This window comes from Agathobaculum sp. Marseille-P7918 (assembly GCF_964248325.1).
GTDB lineage: Bacteria > Bacillota > Clostridia > Oscillospirales > Butyricicoccaceae > Agathobaculum.
The window spans coordinates 423,439-443,270 of record NZ_CAXTXI010000001.1 but is presented as its reverse complement, the minus strand read 5'-3'; the positions used below and the strand labels follow the sequence as shown (position 1 = coordinate 443,270).

18 protein-coding genes are annotated in these 19,832 nt (G+C 56.0%); 17 read left to right on the top strand and 1 reads right to left on the bottom strand.

Annotated features, from left to right (window positions below):
• Nucleotides 1-5 precede the first annotated feature (5 nt).
• The 11 genes from leuC (at nt 6) to ACESSO_RS02135 (ending at nt 10,148) form a co-directional block, all read left to right on the top strand.
• Entirely contained in the window at nt 6-1,268 is a 1,263-nt protein-coding gene (leuC, locus tag ACESSO_RS02185; RefSeq protein WP_373163402.1) for a 3-isopropylmalate dehydratase large subunit, read from the top strand.
• A 16-nt stretch (nt 1,269-1,284) separates the two neighbouring features.
• Nucleotides 1,285-1,776 carry a 3-isopropylmalate dehydratase small subunit gene (leuD, locus tag ACESSO_RS02180; RefSeq protein ID WP_373163401.1) on the top strand — a complete coding sequence of 164 codons (492 nt, stop codon included), beginning with the start codon at nt 1,285-1,287 and terminating at the stop codon, nt 1,774-1,776.
• 3 nt (nt 1,777-1,779) lie between these two features.
• Nucleotides 1,780-2,856 (top strand): 3-isopropylmalate dehydrogenase, encoded by a 1,077-nt coding sequence (gene leuB / locus ACESSO_RS02175; protein ID WP_373163400.1) that lies wholly within the window; start codon nt 1,780-1,782, stop codon nt 2,854-2,856.
• Nucleotides 2,857-3,127: 271 nt separating this feature from the next.
• Nucleotides 3,128-3,865, top strand: coding sequence for a WecB/TagA/CpsF family glycosyltransferase (locus ACESSO_RS02170; RefSeq protein ID WP_373163399.1), 738 nt, complete (start codon nt 3,128-3,130; stop codon nt 3,863-3,865).
• A 152-nt stretch (nt 3,866-4,017) separates the two neighbouring features.
• Entirely contained in the window at nt 4,018-4,932 is a 915-nt protein-coding gene (locus ACESSO_RS02165; protein ID WP_373163398.1) for a DUF2156 domain-containing protein, read from the top strand.
• Nucleotides 4,929-5,726 (top strand): GNAT family N-acetyltransferase, encoded by a 798-nt coding sequence (locus ACESSO_RS02160; RefSeq protein ID WP_373163397.1) that lies wholly within the window; start codon nt 4,929-4,931, stop codon nt 5,724-5,726. The genes ACESSO_RS02165 and ACESSO_RS02160 overlap by 4 nt, the downstream gene beginning before the upstream one ends.
• Before the next feature lie 15 nt (nt 5,727-5,741).
• The gene (locus ACESSO_RS02155) at nt 5,742-6,293 is read left to right on the top strand and encodes a DJ-1 family glyoxalase III (RefSeq protein ID WP_373163396.1); all 552 of its coding nucleotides are present in this window, start codon (nt 5,742-5,744) and stop codon (nt 6,291-6,293) included.
• On the top strand, nt 6,259-6,849 hold the full coding sequence (locus ACESSO_RS02150) for a 5-formyltetrahydrofolate cyclo-ligase (protein ID WP_373163395.1): 591 nt from the start codon (nt 6,259-6,261) through the stop codon (nt 6,847-6,849). The genes ACESSO_RS02155 and ACESSO_RS02150 overlap by 35 nt, the downstream gene beginning before the upstream one ends.
• Complete coding sequence (locus ACESSO_RS02145; protein ID WP_373163394.1) at nt 6,839-7,729, top strand: lysostaphin resistance A-like protein; 891 nt, start codon at nt 6,839-6,841, stop codon at nt 7,727-7,729. The genes ACESSO_RS02150 and ACESSO_RS02145 overlap by 11 nt, the downstream gene beginning before the upstream one ends.
• 30 nt (nt 7,730-7,759) lie before the next feature.
• Nucleotides 7,760-8,923, top strand: a complete 1,164-nt coding sequence (gene mltG / locus ACESSO_RS02140; RefSeq protein WP_373163393.1) for an endolytic transglycosylase MltG — start codon at nt 7,760-7,762, stop codon at nt 8,921-8,923.
• Entirely contained in the window at nt 8,913-10,148 is a 1,236-nt protein-coding gene (locus ACESSO_RS02135) for a U32 family peptidase (protein WP_373163392.1), read from the top strand. Before mltG ends, ACESSO_RS02135 begins: the two co-directional genes overlap by 11 nt.
• 17 nt (nt 10,149-10,165) lie before the next feature.
• On the opposite strand, the gene glpK is transcribed toward ACESSO_RS02135, so the two are convergent.
• Nucleotides 10,166-11,656, bottom strand: coding sequence for a glycerol kinase GlpK (gene glpK / locus ACESSO_RS02130; protein ID WP_373163391.1), 1,491 nt, complete (start codon nt 11,654-11,656; stop codon nt 10,166-10,168).
• Nucleotides 11,657-11,834: 178 nt separating this feature from the next.
• On the opposite strand from glpK, the gene ACESSO_RS02125 reads away from it, so the two are divergent.
• From ACESSO_RS02125 to ftsH, 6 genes are all read left to right on the top strand, one after another.
• Entirely contained in the window at nt 11,835-13,832 is a 1,998-nt protein-coding gene (locus tag ACESSO_RS02125; RefSeq protein ID WP_373163390.1) for a DHH family phosphoesterase, read from the top strand.
• 52 nt (nt 13,833-13,884) lie between these two features.
• Nucleotides 13,885-14,331, top strand: coding sequence for a 50S ribosomal protein L9 (rplI, locus tag ACESSO_RS02120; protein ID WP_295945583.1), 447 nt, complete (start codon nt 13,885-13,887; stop codon nt 14,329-14,331).
• A 162-nt stretch (nt 14,332-14,493) separates the two neighbouring features.
• Complete coding sequence (dnaB, locus tag ACESSO_RS02115; protein ID WP_373163389.1) at nt 14,494-15,915, top strand: replicative DNA helicase; 1,422 nt, start codon at nt 14,494-14,496, stop codon at nt 15,913-15,915.
• Nucleotides 15,916-15,919: 4 nt separating this feature from the next.
• A complete protein-coding gene (gene tilS / locus ACESSO_RS02110) occupies nt 15,920-17,254 on the top strand; it encodes a tRNA lysidine(34) synthetase TilS (RefSeq protein ID WP_373163388.1) in 1,335 nt (444 codons plus the stop codon).
• A 3-nt stretch (nt 17,255-17,257) separates the two neighbouring features.
• Nucleotides 17,258-17,812, top strand: coding sequence for a hypoxanthine phosphoribosyltransferase (gene hpt / locus ACESSO_RS02105; RefSeq protein WP_373163387.1), 555 nt, complete (start codon nt 17,258-17,260; stop codon nt 17,810-17,812).
• 42 nt (nt 17,813-17,854) lie between these two features.
• Nucleotides 17,855-19,825, top strand: coding sequence for an ATP-dependent zinc metalloprotease FtsH (gene ftsH, locus ACESSO_RS02100; protein WP_373163618.1), 1,971 nt, complete (start codon nt 17,855-17,857; stop codon nt 19,823-19,825).
• Nucleotides 19,826-19,832: the final 7 nt, after the last annotated feature.

Below are 19,832 nucleotides of genomic sequence, written 5' to 3'. Positions count from 1 at the left end.
CCGTTATGGGTATGACAATGACGCAAAAAATCCTCGCAAAACACGCGGGGCTGGACAGCGTTTGCGCCGGACAGCTGATTGAGGCGAATGTCGATTTGACGCTCGCCAACGATATCACCGGTCCGGTTGCGATTCGTGAGATGGAAAAGGCGGGTTTTGATAAAGTGTTCGATAACACCAAAATCGCGCTCGTCATGGACCATTTTGCACCGAATAAGGATATCAAATCCGCTGAGCAGTGCCTGACTTGCCGTGAATTTTCCAAAAAGCACGGCATTGTCAACTTCTTTGATGTCGGCAGCATGGGTATCGAGCATGCTCTGCTGCCCGAAAAAGGTCTGACCGCTCCGGGTGAGTTGATTATCGGCGCGGACAGCCACACCTGCACCTACGGTGCGCTCGGCGCGTTCTCGACCGGCGTCGGCTCGACCGACCTTGCCGCCGGTATGGCAACGGGCAAGGCGTGGTTCAAGGTGCCCAGCGCCATCAAGTTCGTGCTGACTGGCAAGCTCAGCCCGTGGGTGTCCGGTAAGGATGTCATCCTGCACATCATCGGTCAAATTGGCGTGGACGGCGCGCTGTACAAGTCGATGGAGTTTGTCGGCGAGGGCGTTTCCTCCCTGTCGATGGATGACCGCTTCACCATCTGCAACATGGCGATAGAAGCGGGTGCGAAAAACGGCATTTTCCCGGTGGACGAAAAGACCATGGCGTACATCAAGGGGCGCGTAAACCGCGATATCACGGTATTCGAGGCGGATGCGGACGCGGAATATGAGCAGGTTATTGAAATTGACCTGTCCGCGCTTCGTCCGACGATTGCCTGCCCGCATCTGCCGGAAAACACCAAGACGATTGATGAGCTGGGACATATCGAGATTCAGCAGTCGGTCATCGGCTCATGCACTAACGGCCGCATCGACGATATGCGCGTTGCAGCCGAGATTCTCAAGGGCCGTCATGTCAATCCGAACGTGCGCACCATCATTATCCCCGCTACGCAGGAGGTTTATCTCCAGTGCATTGAGGAAGGCCTTGCCAAGATCTTCATTCAGGCGGGCGCTATCGTTTCCACTCCGACCTGCGGCCCGTGTCTGGGCGGTCATATGGGTATTCTGGCGCACGGCGAAAAGTCGGTTTCGACCACAAATCGCAACTTTGTCGGCCGTATGGGCCATATTACCTCGGAAATCTATCTGGCGAGCCCGGCGGTCGCGGCGGCAAGTGCTGTTGCGGGCTATATCTGCGCGCCTGACGACCTGAAGTAAGGGAGGAAACAGCACAATGAACGCAAAAGGCAGAGTTTTCAAATATGGGGATAACGTTGATACCGACGTTATTATTCCCGCACGTTACTTAAATATTGCAGACCCCAAGGAACTGGCGACGCACGCGATGGAGGACATCGACGCAGAGTTTGTCAAAAAGATGCAGCCGGGCGACATCGTTGTGGCGACGCGTAACTTCGGCTGCGGCTCGTCGCGTGAGCATGCGCCGCTGGTGCTCAAGGAAAACGGCGTTTCCTGCGTGATTGCCGCGTCGTTTGCGCGTATCTTCTACCGCAACGCCATCAATATCGGCCTGCCGATTCTCGAGTGCGAGGCGGCGGCCAATGGCATTGATGACGGCGACATGGTTTCGGTTAACTTTGACACTGGCGTCATCACCAACGAGACCAAGGGCGAAAGCTATCAGGCGGCCGCTTTCCCGCCGTTCATTCAGAGCATTATCAAGGCGGGCGGTTTGCTCAAGTCGCTCAAGGAAAGAGGGGAATAAGCAATGCAGTACAATATTGCGGTCGTCAAGGGCGACGGTATCGGTCCGGAAATCGTCACCGAGGCGATGAAAGTGCTCGATAAGGTCGGCGAGAAGTTCGGCCATCAGTTCAACTATACTGAGGTGCTCGCGGGCGGCTGCTCGATTGACGCCAATGGCATCCCGCTGACCGAGGAAACCATCGAAATCTGCAAAAATGCGGATTCCGTGCTGCTTGGCGCGGTCGGCGGTCCGAAGTGGGATGAAGTTCCCTCGGAAAAGCGCCCGGAAAAGGCACTGCTCGGCCTGCGCGCGGCGCTCGGCCTGTTCGTGAACCTGCGTCCCGCGCAGATGCATAAGGCGCTGTCGGACGCGTGCCCGATTAAGCCTGAAATCATTGGGGACGGCTTTGATATTCTCGTTTGCCGTGAGCTGACCGGCGATGTATACTTCGGCAAGCACTATCGCCGCGAAAGCGAAAAGGGCTGGGGCGAGGTCGGCGCGGACGACATGAATTATTCGGTTTATGAAATCGAGCGCATCGGCCGCCGCGCCTTCGAAATGGCGATGAAGCGGAATAAGAAGGTCTGCTCGGTCGATAAGGCGAATGTGCTGGAGACCAGCCGCGTCTGGCGCGAGACCATGCACCGCATCAAGGACGAATATCCCGAGGTTGAATATTCAGATATGTACGTGGACAACTGCGCGATGCAGCTCGTACGCAACCCGGGCCAGTTCGATGTGATTGTGACCGGCAACCTGTTCGGCGATATCCTGTCGGACGAGGCATCGATGATTACCGGTTCGATTGGCATGCTGCCCTCGGCTTCGATGAACGAAACCGGCAAGGGGATGTATGAGCCGATTCATGGCTCTGCGCCCGATATTGCGGGCAAGGGTATCGCCAATCCGATTGCCACCATCCTGTCCTGCGCAATGATGCTGCGCTACTCCTTTGGTTTGAAGGATGAGGCGGATGCAATCGAGAACGCGGTTGAAAATGTGCTCGATGCGGGTCATCGCACTGCGGATATCGCAGCCAAGGGTGAAAAGGTGCTTTCCACCAGCGAAATGGGCGAGCTTATCCGCGCGCAGCTTTAACGGTTGAAAAAGGGGACACAGCAAACGGCTGTGTCCTTTTTCTTTCTTTTTCATGAAGTGCGGCTGGACGGTGCTTTTGTCGTAAGGATACAAATAAAAAGGAAAAAGTGTGCAAAAAGTCGGGCGAAATGCCGGACTTCTTGTCTGTATTTGTGCCAAAAAGAGATTTGCCGTGCTGAGACTTGAGATTTTGCAGAGACTGCTGTATAATAAGATAGATTTTGAATACCCACTGTTTTATTATGAAAATGAAGAATGCAGGAGATAGAAAATGAAAACCGCTTCAATTTTGGGCGTGCATTTCCATGCTGTGACAATGCAGCAGGCTGTCGATGTGGCAATGAGCCGTATCCGCGCAAGGCAGAAAGGCTACGTGGTAACGCCGAATCCGGAGATCGTCGATCTTTGCCGCAGAGACAGGGAATATATGGGCATTGTCAATCGTGCGGCACTGGTACTGCCGGATGGAATCGGCATCATTTATGCGGCGAAAATTCTCGGTGAGGAGCTTTGCGGCAAGGTAGCAGGCATTGAGTTTGCCGAGCATCTGGTAGCGGCGATGGCTAAGGAGAACATGCGGCTGTTTTTGCTGGGGGCAAAGCCGGGTGTGGCGGAAAAAGCCGGAGAAAATCTGTGCAAAAAATATCCTGGGTTGGTGCTGGCCGGCACGCATGACGGCTACTTTAAGGACCCGCAGGAGGCGGCGGAGGCTATCAACGCCTGCGGCGGCGCGGATGTGGTGTTTGTCTGCCTTGGAGCGCCGAAGCAGGAACGGTTCATGTCGAATTATATGGATGAAATCCATGCGACGTTGTTTTGCGGTCTGGGCGGATCGCTGGATGTGTTTGCAGGCGTGGCCAAGCGTGCGCCGAAAATCTTCATTAAGCTGGGCCTTGAATGGTTTTACCGGCTGCTTTGTCAGCCGAGCCGTATCGGACGCATGATGAAGCTGCCCAAATTTCTGCTGATTGTTATCCGAGAGCGGTTGTTCGGAGGCAAGCGCAAGTAAAACAGAGGATGGGATAAACCGGCATTTTGCGATAAAACCCGGATAATATGGAGAAAATGGGTCTGTAGGACGGAAAGAAAATCCAAGCGATGCGGAAAATCGGATGCGGACGATGGGGGATTGCCGCGAAAATTGAAGGAAAAGGATTGTTTATGTTACCATTTCGAGAAATCACATTGGAGGACAAGCAGGCGGTAGAGGCATGCGGTTCGCACTATTATTATCATTTGTGCGAGCGATGTTTCGTCGATTTATTTATGTGGCGCAGTCACTATAACACGCAAATTTGCTTTCGGGACGGCTTCCTGCTGGTCAAGATGACGCCGCTGGACGGCGGACACGACTGCTATCTTGCCCCGGTGGGCGAGGGCGATTTGGGCGATGTGCTGGATGCACTGGAGCAGGATGCCGCAGAGCGCGGCATTCCGTTTGTAGTGGTATCGGTGGCAGAGCCGATGATCGAGCGGATTGAGGCAGCGCGTCCGGGCAAATTTGCCTTTTCGCACGACAACGAGGACGGCGACGATTATATTTATCTGTCGGAAAAGCTGCGCACACTGTCCGGCAAAAAGCTGCAAAGCAAGCGCAATCTGGTCAATCGGTTTCAAGCGGCATACGAAGGCCGCTGGAGCTATGAGGATATGACGCGCGACAACATCAAGGATGCATTTGGCTATCATATCCGCTGGTGCAACCAGAATGGCTGCGCGCAGAGCCGCGATTTTCAAGGGGAGACGTGCGCAATTGTGCAGGCGCTGCATAATTTTGACGCACTCGACCTGCGGGGCGGTCTGCTGCGGCTGGACGGCGAGGTAATCGCCTTTACCTTTGGCTGCAAAGCCGAGCCGGACATGTATGTGGTGCAGATTGAAAAAGCCGACCACACCATCCCCGGTGCCTATCAGATGATTAACCAACAGTTCGTTTTGCGGAACTGCGATGACGTGCAGTACGTCAATAGAGAGGAAGACCTCGGTCTGGAAGGTTTGCGCAAGGCGAAAAAGTCGTATTATCCGGTTATGCGCGGTGTAAAATACACCGCGGTGCCGAAGGAGCCGCAGGTATGATCCGGCGGGCGCAGCCGCAGGATGTGCCGCGTATCCGGCAATTGTGGGAAACCTGCTTTCCGGATGAGGGCGGCTTTAACGACTATTTTTTTGCACATTTCTTTGACTGTGGCACAGTGCTGCTCAGCGAAGAGCGGGGAACGCTGTGCGCGATGGTACAGATGCTGCCGTACCGGCTGCTGACCGGCGGCGAGCAAAAAGAGATCACCTATATTTACGGCGCATGCACCGATCCGATGTATCGCCGCAAGGGTCATATGGCGCGTCTGCTCGAAGCATCCTTTGCGATGGACCGCGAACAGGGAAAAGCGGCTTCCGCGCTGATTCCGGCGGAGCCGTGGCTGTTTGATTTTTACCGTCCATTCGGGTATGTGCCGTTTTTTGATGTGGAAAAGCGAAACATTGCGCGAACAGCGGACGGCGAAGTACCGCGGCGGATGACGCAGGCCGATGTGCCGCAGATAGCGGCGCTGTATGATTGTCTGGCGTCGGATTGCCGCATTGTGCGCGCTGAGACGTACTGGCGGGCGCAGCTGGACATGTTCGATGCGCTGGGTGCAGGTGTATTTGGCTGGTTTGCAGGCGACACGCTTGCGGCATATGCCTTTTGCTGGACGGATAATGTGCAGGAGGCATTCGGGCTGACACCTGCGCGGGAGCAGGGTCTGCTTACAGCGCTGGGACTGGAGCAATGCACGGTGACCGGCTGCGGCGCACAGACAGCGCTCGGCTGTATCAAATGGTATGAGGAGCGGGAGGATGCCCGCGGATATATGAATTTAATGCTGAACTGAAAGGTGTGACAAAACATGGTATATGTACTGTTGGCAGAGGGATTTGAGGAGACGGAAGCGATTACGCCGATTGACCTGCTGCGTCGCGCGGGTGTGGAGGTCAAGCTGGTTGGTGTGACGGGCGAGTTGGTGCACGGCTCGCACGGCATCGGCATCCAGACCGAGCTGACCATGGATCAGGTGGACTGGGACAAAACGGATATGGTGGTGCTGCCGGGCGGTATGCCGGGCACGAAGAACCTGTATGCGGACGAGCGTGTCACCGGTGCGGTGCGCAAGTGCTATGACGAAGGCAAGTATGTCGCTGCCATCTGCGCTGCACCTTCTATTATTCTGGGCGGCATGGGGCTGCTCAAGGGTCGCAAGGCGACCTGCTATCCGGGCATGGAGGATGGCATGACGGGCGCAACTCCGCTCAAGCGCACCTGCGTGGTAGATGGCCGCATTATTACCGCCTGCGGTGTGGGCGGCGCACTGGATTTCGGTTGTGCGCTGGTGTCCGCGCTGCGCGGCGAAGAGCAGGCGCGCCGGATTGCCACTGAAGTTGTGCACCATGTCGAGCGATAAGAAAACACTGCGTCGTCAATTTCTTTCCGAACGTGCCGCGCAAGATGCGGCGGAGAAACAGTCCATGGACAGGCAAATCGCCAGTCGTGTGCTGGAGCATGAAAGCTACCGCGGTGCCGGCTGTGTGTTTGCCTATGTATCCACTCTTCAGGAGATTGACACCCGTGCGCTGCTGCGCGAGGCGCTGGCCGCAGGAAAAACCGTCTGTGTTCCGCTGTGCGGAGCGGCGGGCGAAATGACCGCGCGGCAAATCCGGTCGCTTGATGAGCTGCGGCCGGGTGCATACGGTATCGATGAACCGGATGCCTCCGCGCGGGAAATACCGCCGGAGGAGATTGAGCTGGTGCTGGTTCCGGCGCTTGCCTGCGACCGGCAGGGGTATCGTCTGGGATATGGCGGTGGGTACTACGACCGTTTTCTTTGCCGGACGGGCGCCGTCCGCATGGCGCTTTGCGCTGAACAGCGGTTGGTGGAAAGTCTGCCGCATACGGCGCTCGACCAACGATGCCGCTGGATTATTACGGAAAGGCAGGTACTGCGCACGGATGAAGAATAACAAAATTGCGCTGCTGCCCGGCCTTTCGCTGTTTTTGTGCTTCTGTCTGCTGACGGGTACCGGAAAACTGGCGTCTCGCTTTGGCGGGGGCGCACCGCTGCTTGCACTGGCGGAATTTATTTCGTTTGCGCTGCCGCTGGTTTTAATGGTATTCTCCATGCGGGATCAGAAGAAACTGAGAAAGCGATTGCAGCCGCGACGGCTGCGCAAGGGCATGCTGGGGCTGACGGTTCGGCTCGGCGTTACGGTAGCCGTGCTTTCGCTGTTCCTAAATTTGCTGATTTATCATTTGGCGGGTTTGGTCGGCGCGGATTTGACGGCCATTGCATTGGACGCGCCTCAGTCGGGGCTGAGTATGGCCGCTCGGTTTGCCGTCATCGTTGTGCTTTCGGCAGTGGTGGAAGAAGTATATCTACGCGGTGCGTTATTCACTGTGCATGAGGAAATCGTCGGCACTTCGGCCTGCCTGCTGTTCAGCGGCTTGGTGTTTGCCATGCTGCACGGCAGTATGATGAACTTTGCAGGGCCGTTTTTGGCCGGTATCGCTTATGCGTATCTGACTTTTGTATCCGGCAGCGTATGGCCCGCGGTTTTGGCGCACGGCGTCAATAACCTGTACTATATGTTTGTACTTTGGATTACGGATACTTATGCGGCTTTCGGCATCTGGAGTTATTTTGCGGCAATCAATGCACTAGTTCTGCTGCTGTTTCTCTATTTGACGCTGCGCCAGCTGGAAAATTTGCTGACCAGAGGCTGCATTCCTCATTTTGAAAAAAGCGCTGGTTTGTATGACCTGTGGTTGCTCGTGCGCAATCCGGGTATGCTGGCTTTTGTGCTTGCGTTTATTGCCAAGATTATCATGAACCGCGTATTATAACGGAAAACAGAAAAATATTGAGGTGAGACAATGGACAATAATATCAATCAGGAGACACAGCGCATTCCGCAGCCGCAGCAGCACCGCCGCCGAAGCCGCCGCCAAATCAACGGCGGATGTGCAGGCACGGTGGTTTATGTCATTGCCGTATTGGGTGTTTCGATTATCCTGTCGCTGGCGGCGATTTTTATCGCCAATGACGTTTTTGCGTTTGTCAAGGAAAATGCAGTGAAGGAAATTACGGTTTCGGAAAATACCGACCTGATTTCGCTGGCAAAGCAGCTCGATGACGAAGGCGTCATCAATTACGGCACTATTTTCAAGTTTTACGTCCGTATCAAGGGCGACAATGATGGCGTGCTGGCTGGCTCGTATTCGCTCAACCCCAATATGGACTACGGTCAGATTATTGATACGCTGGTCAACGCTTCCAGTAAGGAAACGATGAAAATCACCATTCCAGAGGGCTATTCGGTCGCGCAAATTAAGCAGCTGCTGCTCGATGAGCATGTCTGCACCGAGGATGCGCTGAACGAAGCGCTGAACGAATATCCGTTCAAGCACACTTTCCTGCAGAATGAGCTGCCGGCAGCCGAAGGCTGGCTGGAGGGGTATCTGTTCCCGGATACCTATGAGATTTACAAGGGCAATGCAACGGTGGTCGATACCATCAACAAGATGCTCAATAACTTTGAGACCAAATATGATGCGGACATTCAGGCCGGCGCGGAAAGCCTTGGCCGATCGATGCATGATATTGTAACGATTGCATCGCTGGTTGAGCGCGAGGCACAGGTGGACAGCGAGCGCGCAACGATTGCGGGCGTTATCTACAACCGTTTGAATAATGCCAGCGAGTTCCCGTATCTGCAGGTGGACGCTTCCGTACTGTACGGCCTCGGTCGCACGGGCGGCACGCTCAGCAATGAGGATTTGGCGTCCGATACACCATATAACCTGTATACCAAGCAGGGCTTGCCGCCCGGACCGATTTGTAATCCGGGTTATGCATCCCTGTATGCGGCTTCCCATCCGGAACAGCATAATTACTACTATTATGTAGCTATGCCGGACGGCACGCATCTGTTTGCCAACAGCTATGCAGAGCATGAGGCGAATATTGCGAAGTCCAATGCAGCACAGGCGGCAGCGGCAGCCGCAGCCGCAAATGCGGAGGGCAGCAGTGAACAATAAGATGCCGGAACTGCTCTCGCCTGCGGGTGATATGGAAAAAATGCGCTTTGCCATCGCGTATGGCGCGGACGCGGTGTATCTTGCGGGACAGCGGTTCGGAATGCGGGCCGCTGCCGCAAACTTTGCCGATGATGAGCTGCGCGCAGGTATTGCCTATGCGCATGCGCACGGCGTTAAATGCTATATTACGGTTAATATTATGCCTTCCGAGTGCGATTTGCCTGCTCTGCCCGCGTATCTGGAACTGCTTGCGGACGCGGGGGCCGATGCTCTGATTGTGGCGGACGTGGGCGTGATTCGGCTGGCGCAGCGTTATGCACCCAAGGTGCCGCTACACATTTCGACCCAGACCAGTATCCTCAACCACGAGGCGGCGAACTTCTGGGCGGATCTGGGCGCGGAGCGTGTTGTGCTTGCGCGCGAACTGTCGCTCGGCGAAATCGCAGAGATTCGCGCGAAAACCCCGAAAGCACTGGAAATCGAGGCGTTTGTACATGGCGCGATGTGCATTTCCTATTCCGGTCGCTGCCTGATTTCGCAGTATATGACCGGGCGGGACGCCAATCACGGCGCGTGTGCCCAGCCTTGCCGCTGGAATTACACGCTGATGGAGGAAAAGCGGCCGGGTGAGTTTTTCCCGGTTGAGGAGGATGCCCGCGGCACCTATCTGTATAATTCCAAGGATATGTGCATGATTGAGCACGTTCCGGAATTGGTGCGCGCCGGGGTGAATTCCTTTAAAATCGAGGGGCGCAACAAGACGGCGTATTATGCCGCTTGTGTGACCGGCGCATACCGCGCGGCGATTGACGCCTATGCCGCCGACCCGGCGGGCTTCGTGCTGCCGCAGTTCTGCCGCGAGGAAGTGAACAAGGTCAGCCACCGCGAATACTACACCGGATTCTACTTCGGTTCGGAGGAAAACGGACAGCACTATGGCGACAGCCAGTATATTCGTGAATACGAAGTGGTGGGCATGCCAGTTGACTGCGGTGCCGACGGACATGCGGTGTTTGCTTTAAAAAACCGCATTTTCAAGGGCGAGGAGCTGGAACTCATTCAGCCGGGCAAGCCGCCGTATCGCTTCCACGCGGATGGTGTGGTCAACGACGAGGGCGAGGCGCTCGATTTGTTTAACGTACCGCAGATGCGGGTGCATTTCTCTTTTCCGTTTTCAGTGGATGAATACGCAATTTTACGCAAGAAAAAAGAACGGCCTTCATAAAGGCCGTTCTTTTGCTTTTAGTTGTGTTCCTCCCAGTCCAGACTCCGGCCCACCGCCTTTGCCCAGCCTGCCAACAGCCGTCGGCGGGTATTCTCATCCATAGCCGGTTCATAGAATGTATCACAACGCCAAAGCTGTGTCAGTTCTTCTCGGCTGCGCCACACGCCGGTGGCAAGCCCTGCCAGATAGCAGGCGCCCAGCGCGGTCGTTTCACGGATGACAGGGCGGCGGATGGTACAGTGCGAGATGTCCGCCTGAAACTGCATTAAGAAACTGTCACGACTTGCGCCGCCGTCCACCGACAGCGAGGACAGCGGCACGCCGGTATCGCGTGCCATTGCGTCCAGCAGGTCATTGACCTGATAGGCGATCGATTCCTGTGCCGCGCGGATAATGTGTTCACGAGAGGTGCCACGCGTCAGGCCGATGAGACAGCCGCGTGCATACATGTCCCAGTGCGGTGCGCCAAGGCCGGTAAACGCGGGCACAAGATATACGCCGCCTGTGTCTGGCACCTTTTTCGCATAGTATTCAGCATCGCGGCTTTCCGCGAAAAAGCGCATTTCATCCCGCAGCCACTGGATGACCGCACCGCCAACAAAGACGCTGCCCTCGAGCGCATATTGGGTTTCACCGCCAATGCGGATGCCGATGGTGGTGAGCAGTCCGTTTTTGCTTTCACAGGCTTGCGTGCCGGTATTCATCAGCAGGAAGCAGCCGGTGCCGTAGGTGTTTTTTGCGTCGCCCGGCGCAAAACAGGTCTGTCCGAACAGCGCGGCCTGCTGGTCGCCGGCAATACCGGCAATTGGGATGTCGCCGCCCGGTATGGCGACAGTGCCGTACACCTCGCTCGAAGAGCACACACGCGGGAGCATGGCGCGCGGAATATCAAGCGCCTCCAGCAGGGTGTTATCCCAGTCCAGCGTATGGATGTTGAAAATCATGGTGCGGGCGGCGTTGGTCGCGTCCGTGATATGCACCTTGCCTCCAGTCAGCTTCCAGACCAGCCAGGAATCCACTGTGCCGAACAGAATTTCGCCGCGGGCGGCTTTTTCGCGTGCGCCCTCTACATGGTCGAGAATCCATTTGATTTTTGTGCCGGAAAAGTAGGCATCCGGTATCAAACCGGTGGTTTGCCGAATATGCTCGGAAAGACCCTGCGCCACAAGTCCGTCAACGATATCGGCTGTGCGGCGGCATTGCCAAACGATGGCGTTATAAATCGGCCGACCGGTTTCCCGCTCCCAAAGGATGGTGGTTTCACGCTGGTTGGTGATACCGATGCCGGCAATTTCCCGCGGTGAAACGCCGGAGGCGGCCAGCACCTCAAGCATCGCGGCATATTGCGTGGACCAGATATCCATCGGATCCTGTTCGACCCAGCCCTCATGCGGATAGTGCTGTGTCAGTTCATGCTGGCGGATGGCCAGAATGTTCTGCTCGCGGTCAAACAGGATGGCACGCGAGCTGGTGGTACCTTGGTCCAGAGCCAGAATATATTGCGCCATAATTCGTCGCCTCGCTTTCGTAAAATAATCATACCTTGAGGGGGTGCCGCTGTCAATATGTTGAGGGAGGGATACGGCCTGCGCAGCACCGGGACGCTTTATACGATTTTTGTTTACATTATTGCGGAGCGATGGTATAATTAACGTGAATTTTTGCGTCCGAAAGGGGGACGAGAAGTTGAATAAGCCATCTCGAAAAACGCTTCGGGCGGGCAGCCGAGTGTTTTTTGTGTTGTTTCTCCTGTTTGCTCTGGGCAGCATGTATTTTTCCGTGATATATGGATTGATTGGCCTTATCATCGGTGTAATTCTGCGCATGATTGCGCTGCATGGTCAGGAAGAGCGCAGCCGTCAGATGCAGGCGTTGATGGACAACATTGTGATTGACGGCGGGGAAATCCACCCCGCGGTGACGCATTCTCCGCTTCCGACCGTGGTGGCGCTGGCAACGACGGGTGAAATTGTCTGGGCAAACAGTGCGTTTGCGGACATCAGCGGGCAGTTTGCCGGTGCGCGGCATATGCGGCTGACCGAGCTTGCGCCGACCTTTGAAACCCGTTGGCTGATTGAAGGGAAGACCGAGTTTCCCGGTGAGCTGCGAATGGGACGGAATGCGTATCATGTATTCGGCAGTCTGGTGCAAAGTGACGCGGGACAGATGATGATGCTGCATTTTCTGGACTGCACGGAATACGTACAGCTGCGCGACGCAGCGGAAACCCGCCGTCCGGCGATTGCGGTCATTGCAATCGACAACTATGAGGAACTGACCAAAAATGCAACCGATTCCGAGAAATCGACCATTCTGGCGGGCATCGATAAACGGTTGTTTTCGTGGATCAAGGACTGCAACGCAGTGCTGCGCAAATATGACCGCGATAAATACATTTTCATCATTGAAAATGCCGAGCTTGACAAGCTCAGCGCGCGCAAGTTTGCGGTTTTGCAGGATGTGCGCGATATTCAGAACCATGAAGGCGTTATTGCAACGCTGTCCATCGGTATTGGCAAGGATGGCGAAACACTGGCGGAGTGCTATCAATACGCTGGTCTTGCAATCGATATGGCGTTGTCGCGCGGCGGCGATCAGGCGGTTATCAAAAACCGGTATACCTTTGAGTTTTACGGCGGTCTGACCGAGGAGGTTGAAAAGCGCACCAAGGTGAAAAGCCGCGTGGTGGCAAATGCGCTCTCCCAGCTTATCCGCGATTCCTCGCAGGTGCTGATCATGGGCCACCGGAACAGCGATATGGACGCCATCGGCGCTGCATCCGGCATGGTGTGCGCGGCCCGTGTCAAGGGCAAGCCGGTGCATGTTGTGGTCGATCGGGAGCACACCATGGCAGGTGACCTGATCGAACGGCTGGAGACGCTGCCGGAGTATAAGGATGTGTTTATCAGCGCGGAGGATGCAATGATCCTGTGCGATTTCAACACGCTTTTGATTGTGGTGGACGTCAACCGTCCGGGGTATGTTGAAAACGAGGCGCTGCTGCAATCCATCAATAAGGTGGCAGTTATCGACCATCATCGCCGCGCAGCGGATTATATTGAAAATGCAGTGGTTTCGCTGCACGAGCCGTACGCGTCGTCCGCGTCTGAGCTGGTCAGTGAGCTGCTGCAGTATCTGGTGCCTACCAGCGGCATTTTGACGGGCGAAGCGGAAGCAATGCTTGCGGGCATTTATCTGGATACCAAGGGCTTCTCCATGCGCACCGGCGTGCGCACCTTTGAGGCGGCCGCCTATCTGCGTCGTGCGGGCGCAGAGGCGAGCGACGTAAAGCATCTGTTCCAGTCCAGCTTTACGCAGTATATGGAGCGGCAGAAGATTATTTCTTCCGCGCGTGACTGCGGGCAGGGTGTTATTTTTGCCATCACCGACGAGGAAGTGGACCGTGTGGCGGCGGCGCAGGCGGCAGACGAGCTGCTAAGCATTATTGGCACGCGCGCAAGCGTAGTGGCGTTCCGCAGCGGTAATGATATGGCGGTGTCTGCGCGCGCGTCGGGTCAGGTTAACGTGCAGTTACTCATGGAGCGTCTGGGCGGCGGCGGCAACCACACGGCAGCGGGTGCTCAGCTGAAAAATACCACACCTGAAGAGGCGGACCGCATGATAACCGAGGCAATACAAGGCTATTTTGCCGATCAGCAAACCGATAAACCGGCGGAGCATTGAGCCGCTCGGCTTCTATCAGATACAGAAAGTCAGAAAAGGAGTTAACACAATTATGAAAGTCATTCTCAAAGCCGATGTCAAGGGCAAGGGCAAAAAGGGCGACCTTATCGAGGTCAGTGAGGGCTACGGCCGCAATTTCCTCATGCCGCGCGGACTGGCCGAGCCGGCTACGGCGGATAATCTGAACGTCAAGAAGGCGCAGGACGAGGCCCATGCACGCAAGGTTGCGCTGGAGCAGCAGGCAGCGCGTGAAGCGGCGGAAAAGCTCAAGGTCAGCCCGGTCAAGGTGCCGGCCAAGGGCGGATCGGGCGGCCGTCTGTTCGGCGCGGTGACCTCCAAGGAAATCGCGGAGGAGCTGAATAAGCAGTACGGTCTGAACGTACCCAAGCAGAAAATCGTGCTGGAAGAGCCGATTAAGACCTTCGGCGTGCATCGCGTCAAGGCGAAGCTGTATCAGGATATCGCAGGCGAGATTCTGGTGCAGGTAGTAGAAGCGTAATACACTTATAGGGGGCTTCATAAGCCCCCTATATACGAAGGTCGGTTCCGAAGAAACCGACCTTCGATACCCGAATGACGCCGCCCCAGGCGGCTGAGTCGGGGTATCCAAACACCCGGCAAAGCAGGGCGTTTGGATGCAAACCGCATAACGGTTTGCGGAATGATAGCCGCGCTGAGTGCGGCAAAGCGAATCCTTTTGCAGAAAGGCGGTGCGGTTTTGGATGAGCTTTTGATGCGGCAGGTGCCGCAGGACCTGACGGCGGAGCAGTCACTTTTGGGCGCGATGCTGGTCGACCCGAACTGCATCCCTGAGGTGATTGAGCAGGTGCGCGCGGACGACTTCTATGCCGACGAAAACAAGCGCATCTTTGAAACCATCTATTCCATGTTCAACGGCGCGCAGCGCATCGACCCGGTCACGGTACTCGATATGCTCACGCGCATGGGTTATTATGACGAAGCGGGCGGCCGCGCGTACTTGTTCCAGCTGATGGAGGTTACGCCCGGCGCGCGCAACGTAAATGAATATGTGCGCATTGTGCGCGATAAGAGTCTGCTGCGCCAGCTCGCGGATGCGGGCAGCGAGATTCAGCAGAATGCACTTGAGGCGCGGGGGGAAGCATCCAGCATTGCGGAACTGGCCGAGCAGCGGATTTACGGCATTCGGCAGGGACGCGAAATCAAAGGTCTGTCCAAACTGAGCGAGGTTATTGCCGACCTATACACCGAGTTGGATGAGCGCGCCAAGTCGGATAGTGACATTCCGGGCATGTCGACCGGATTCCATGCGCTCGATACTGCGCTGACCGGTCTGAACAAATCCGATCTCATTCTGATTGCGGCACGTCCCGGCATGGGCAAGACGGCGTTTGCACTGAATGTTGCGCTTAACGCTGCCAAGGCGAGTGTGAAGGATAAGCCGCGCGGTTATAAAAAGGGGACGGGCGTGTGCGTGTTCCAGCTCGAGATGGGCAAAGAGCAGCTCGCCAGCCGCTTTTTGTCAAGCGAAGCGCTTATCGAGTCACAGAAACTCAAAACCGGCAATCTGGATGAAGAGGATTGGGTCAAGATTGCCCGCGCGTCGGGCGTGTTAGCGGGACTGAACATCTATGTAGATGACAATCCGGCTATTACGGTTGCCGAAATCAAGGCGAAGTGCCGACGGCTGGGCGAAGAGCTGGGTCTTATCGTTATCGACTATTTGCAGCTGATGCATGTCGGCGGGCGGCACATGGACAACCGTGTGCAGGAGGTTGCGGAGATTTCGCGTTCGCTTAAGATTATGGCGAAGGAACTCAATGTGCCGGTGGTATGTCTGTCGCAGCTGTCGCGTGCATCCGAGCAGCGCTCGGATAAGCGGCCCATGCTGTCCGATTTGCGTGAATCCGGTGCCATCGAGCAGGACGCAGACATTGTCATGTTTATTTATCGTGACGACTATTATGATGATGAAAGCGAGAACAAGAACATCGCGGAAATCATCGTTGCAAAAAATCGTCACGGCGCAACGGGTACGATTGAATTGCAGTGGGTTGGTCAGTACACGACCTTCTCCAACCCGGACCGTATCCATGGAGACTAAACTTATGCTGGAAACAGTCAAGCAGACCATTGCGGTATATGAAATGCTGCGGCAGGGTGAGCCGGTGCTGGTGGCGCTGTCGGGCGGTGCGGATTCCGTGGCGCTGCTGCGCGCGCTGTACGAACTGGGCTATCCGGTGCGGGCGTTCCATCTCAACCACTGCTTGCGCGGCGCGGAGTCCGAACGGGACGAGGCATTTTGCCGGGCATTGTGCGCCCAGCTGGGCGTGGAACTGACGGTCGAACGCGTGGATGTATCCGCAGCGGTACAGCAGGGCAGCGGGGTGGAGGAGACCGCCCGTCGCATTCGTTATGCGCGGCTGCAAAAGGCTGCGGAGGGTGCGAAGATTGCTACGGCACATACTGCGGATGACAATCTGGAAACCGTGCTGTTTCATCTGGTGCGCGGTACCGGCCCAAAGGGACTGGCGGGGATTCCACCCGTGCGCGGGCAGATTATCCGTCCGTTGCTGGAGGTGGAGCGCGCGCAGGTGGAGGCATATCTTGCGGTGCTTGGGCAGGATTATGTCACCGACAGCACAAACGCGGATGAAACCTACACCCGCAACCGCATCCGGCACACGGTCGTGCCCGCTTTGCGGGCGATTCAGCCGTCCGCGGCGCAGGCTGCGGCGCGGCTGGGCAATCTGCTTCGGCAGGATGAGGATTGTTTGGGCGGTTTGGCGCAGGAATGTTTGGCACAGGCGGCGCGGCCGGAAGGCGCATGGGAGATTGCACCGCTGCGGCAGGCGCATCCAGCGGTGCGCGCGCGTGCGCTGCGGCGCTTGCTTGCGCAGAGCGGTATGCCGCTGCGGGATGTAACCGCGCAGCATATTTTTGCGCTGGAACGGCTGCTGGAAAACGCAAATCCGTCCGCCTGCTGTGCGCTGCCGCATGGATTTATTGCACAGCGCGAATATAGTGTGCTGCGGCTGATACACGAGCAAAACCAACCGGAGCGGCCGGCGGTACCGCTGTCAGTTCCATCCGAGCAGTTGCTGTGGGACGGCAGCGTGCGGGTTTCGGTGCATGTCTTAGAAAAAAACGAAGTTTTTTACAAATCATTCAATACTTTTTGCGTGGATTGTGGTACAATAGATTTCGTATCGTTGTGCGTTCGCACACGCAAGGCGGGTGACCGTATTCGACTGACGGAAAAAGGCGGCAGTCGGACGCTGAAAAAACTGCTCATCGACCGAAAAGTGCCACGCTGCAAGCGGGATGGGCTGGCGGTTATAGCGGATAAAACCGGCGTGATTGCCGTGCAGGATATAGGTATGGATTGTTCGCGTTCCCCGCAGGGAGGCGCGCGGATGCAAATAAAAATAGAGGGGTATTGAAAAATGGCATATGATATGCGGGACGATATCAAAGAAATCTATTTTACCGAGCAGCAGCTGGCGGACAAGGTCGCGGAGCTGGGTGCACGCATCACCGAGGATTATCGGGACAAGAACCCGCTGATCGTCAGCGTGCTCAAAGGTTCCTATGTGTTCATGGCTGATCTGACACGCAAGATTGACACGCCCTGCAACGTGGATTTCATGGTTGTGTCGAGCTACGGTAAGGGTACCAAGACCTCGGGCGAGGTGCAGATCATTAAGGATATCGAGCAGCCGATCGACGGACGGGACCTGCTGATTGTGGAGGACATTCTGGACTCCGGCGTAACGCTCAGCTATCTGATGCAGGTGCTGACCGCGCGCGGCGCGCGCTCCATTCGCCTGTGTACGCTCCTGTCCAAGCCAGCGCGGCACAGAGTGGATGTACCGGTCGATTATCTGGGCTTTGAGATTCCGGATGAATTTGTGGTCGGCTACGGTCTGGACTATGCTGAAAAATACCGCAATCTGCCGTATATCGGTATTTTGAAGCCGAGTGTATACGGCGGCGAGTAAATATAAACAAGGAAGAGGTGTCAAACCAACTTGAAAGGCAAAATGAAGGGCTTTGGCCTTTATCTCATCATTCTGGTGTTCCTTCTGGCGGGCGTCAGCTATGTCATCAGCCAGACCCAGCAAACCGAGCCGGTTACCTACTTTGATGTGTTTACCTATTTCACCGAGGGTAAGGTAGACCAGTATAAGGTAGACGATACGGTGCTGACCATGCATCTGCGCGACGAAAACCGTGTTGTTACCTATGATTTGGGCGGTTCGCGTGATATCTGGTGGGCGCAGCTTGGCGCAACCATTGATGAGCAGATGCGGAATGGTACGCTCAAAGAGGTCGATTATGTAACCACTACCATCCCGTGGTGGGCGCAGTTCCTGCCGTATGTTATCCTGTTTGTGCTTCTTGGCGCATTCTGGTATTTTATGATGAACAAACAGTCCGGCGGCGGCGCAGGCCCGATGCAGTTCGGCAAGGCGCGCGCGCGTCTGGCGCAGGACGACAAGCGCAAGGTTACGTTCAACGACGTGGCCGGTGCGGACGAAGAGAAGGCGGAGCTGCAGGAAATTGTGGAATTTTTGAAAAATCCACAGAAATTCGTGCAGATCGGTGCGCGTATCCCTAAGGGTGTGCTGCTGGTTGGCCCTCCGGGTACCGGTAAAACGCTGATTGCGCGTGCGGTTGCGGGCGAAGCAGGCGTGCCGTTCCTGTCTATCTCCGGTTCGGACTTTGTTGAGTTGTATGTCGGCGTTGGTGCATCGCGTGTGCGCGACCTGTTCGAGCAGGCAAAGAAAAACGCGCCGGCAATCGTGTTCATTGACGAGATTGATGCGGTTGGCCGTCAGCGCGGCGCAGGTCTCGGCGGCGGGCACGACGAGCGTGAGCAGACGCTCAACCAGCTGCTGGTTGAGATGGATGGCTTCGGCGCAAACGAAGGCGTTATCGTCATTGCAGCCACCAACCGTAAGGATATTCTGGATAATGCGCTGCTGCGTCCGGGCCGCTTTGACCGTCAGGTCTATGTCGGCGCGCCGGATGTTAAGGGCCGTGAGGAAATTCTCAAGGTGCACGCACGCAACAAGCAGTTTGACCCGGACGTAAAGTTCGCGGATATTGCCAAGACCACGGCGGGCTTTACCGGCGCGGATTTGGAAAATCTGCTTAATGAGGCGGCGCTGCTGGCGGCACGCCGTAACAAGAAGCTGATTTCTCAGGAGGAGATTGAAGAATCCTTGCTCAAGGTGGTTATGGGTGTGGAAAAGAAGAGCCACATCATCACCGATAAGGATAAGCGCCTGACGGCATATCATGAAGCCGGTCATGCAATCTGCTTCCATGTGCTGCCGACGCAGGACCCGGTGCACCATGTCACGATTATTCCGCGCTCTTCCGGTGCGGGCGGCTTTACCATGCCGCTGCCTGAGGAAGATCAGGCCTACCGCACCAAGAAATATATGGAAGAATATATTATCGTGTGCTTGGGCGGTCGTGTAGCCGAGCAGCTGACGATGGAGGATATTTCGACCGGCGCATACGGCGATATCAAGCAGGCCACGCAGATGGCCCGTGCGATGGTCACCAGCTATGGTATGAGTGAGAAAATCGGTCCCATCGATTACGGTTCGGACAGCGGAGAGATTTTCCTGGGCCGCGATTTTGCAGCGGGCAAGGGCTATTCCGAAGTCAAGGCAGCGGAGATTGACGATGAGGTTCATCGCATTATCGAAGAGGCGTATCGTGCCTGTAAAAAGCTGCTGAGCGAGCATCAGGAGCAGATGACCCGCGTAGCGGAGTATCTGATTCGAAACGAAACCATGGACGGCGAGACGTTCGTCAAGGTGTATAACGGCGAAGTCGTACCGGATAAGGTGGTCGGCGAGGATTTGATGACCGAACTGAAGGAAGAACTCGATGCCAAGGTTGGCAAGGCGCCGGAAAGCGCTGCCAAAGCCGCTGAGGCAGAGGGGTCGGGCGAGGAAGAGAAGGCCGCGCCTACTCATTCGGACACTCAGGACTGATTCCTGC

What these genes read in the sequence shown, in the direction of transcription:
- hpt (WP_373163387.1), top strand. Translation starts at nt 17,258, where the DNA reads ATGGCATATGATATGCGGGACGATATCAAAGAAATCTATTTTACCGAG.
- tilS (WP_373163388.1), top strand. Translation starts at nt 15,920, where the DNA reads ATGCTGGAAACAGTCAAGCAGACCATTGCGGTATATGAAATGCTGCGG.
- ACESSO_RS02160 (WP_373163397.1), top strand. Translation starts at nt 4,929, where the DNA reads ATGATCCGGCGGGCGCAGCCGCAGGATGTGCCGCGTATCCGGCAATTG.
- dnaB (WP_373163389.1), top strand. Translation starts at nt 14,494, where the DNA reads ATGATAGCCGCGCTGAGTGCGGCAAAGCGAATCCTTTTGCAGAAAGGC.
- ftsH (WP_373163618.1), top strand. Translation starts at nt 17,855, where the DNA reads ATGAAGGGCTTTGGCCTTTATCTCATCATTCTGGTGTTCCTTCTGGCG.
- ACESSO_RS02145 (WP_373163394.1), top strand. Translation starts at nt 6,839, where the DNA reads ATGAAGAATAACAAAATTGCGCTGCTGCCCGGCCTTTCGCTGTTTTTG.
- ACESSO_RS02155 (WP_373163396.1), top strand. Translation starts at nt 5,742, where the DNA reads ATGGTATATGTACTGTTGGCAGAGGGATTTGAGGAGACGGAAGCGATT.
- ACESSO_RS02170 (WP_373163399.1), top strand. Translation starts at nt 3,128, where the DNA reads ATGAAAACCGCTTCAATTTTGGGCGTGCATTTCCATGCTGTGACAATG.
- leuB (WP_373163400.1), top strand. Translation starts at nt 1,780, where the DNA reads ATGCAGTACAATATTGCGGTCGTCAAGGGCGACGGTATCGGTCCGGAA.
- rplI (WP_295945583.1), top strand. Translation starts at nt 13,885, where the DNA reads ATGAAAGTCATTCTCAAAGCCGATGTCAAGGGCAAGGGCAAAAAGGGC.
- leuC (WP_373163402.1), top strand. Translation starts at nt 6, where the DNA reads ATGGGTATGACAATGACGCAAAAAATCCTCGCAAAACACGCGGGGCTG.
- ACESSO_RS02165 (WP_373163398.1), top strand. Translation starts at nt 4,018, where the DNA reads ATGTTACCATTTCGAGAAATCACATTGGAGGACAAGCAGGCGGTAGAG.
- mltG (WP_373163393.1), top strand. Translation starts at nt 7,760, where the DNA reads ATGGACAATAATATCAATCAGGAGACACAGCGCATTCCGCAGCCGCAG.
- leuD (WP_373163401.1), top strand. Translation starts at nt 1,285, where the DNA reads ATGAACGCAAAAGGCAGAGTTTTCAAATATGGGGATAACGTTGATACC.
- glpK (WP_373163391.1), bottom strand. Translation starts at nt 11,656, where the DNA reads ATGGCGCAATATATTCTGGCTCTGGACCAAGGTACCACCAGCTCGCGT.